Origin of the sequence: Streptococcus sp. HMSC065H07 (assembly GCF_001837325.1) — a bacterium.
GTDB classification, from domain to species: Bacteria; Bacillota; Bacilli; order Lactobacillales; family Streptococcaceae; genus Streptococcus; species Streptococcus salivarius_H.
In genome coordinates this window covers 73,593-73,916 of record NZ_KV832050.1, presented here as the reverse complement: position 1 = coordinate 73,916, position 324 = coordinate 73,593, and the positions used below count along the sequence as shown (strand labels likewise).

Genomic DNA, 324 nt, shown 5'->3' with positions numbered 1-324 from the left:
CTGAAGCATTGATGTGGATACTTACGAAGATATCCGATTCAGAGGCGTTGGCTGCACGAGAGCGATCTGTCAAATCGACATAGGTATCGCTGGTACGTGTGGTCACGACTTGATAGCCTTCTGCTTCTAATTTGGCCTTAACTCGGCTTTGGATAGCCAAGGTCAAGCTCTTTTCAGAAATACCAAAGTACGAAGCTCCTGGATCATAGCCACCATGGCCAGCATCTAGATAGACAACCTTATTTAAAACATCGTAGTTTCCTTTTGATGCCGAACCGATTTTCTTAGGGGCTACCACATCAGCTGAAGTTGCTCCAAAGCCAA

1 protein-coding gene is annotated in these 324 nt (G+C 45.7%); it reads right to left on the bottom strand.

The window, feature by feature from the left end; translation table 11 throughout:
• On the bottom strand, nucleotides 1-324 hold a 324-nt coding region (locus HMPREF2637_RS11745), incomplete at both ends, for an N-acetylmuramoyl-L-alanine amidase family protein (protein ID WP_141760043.1).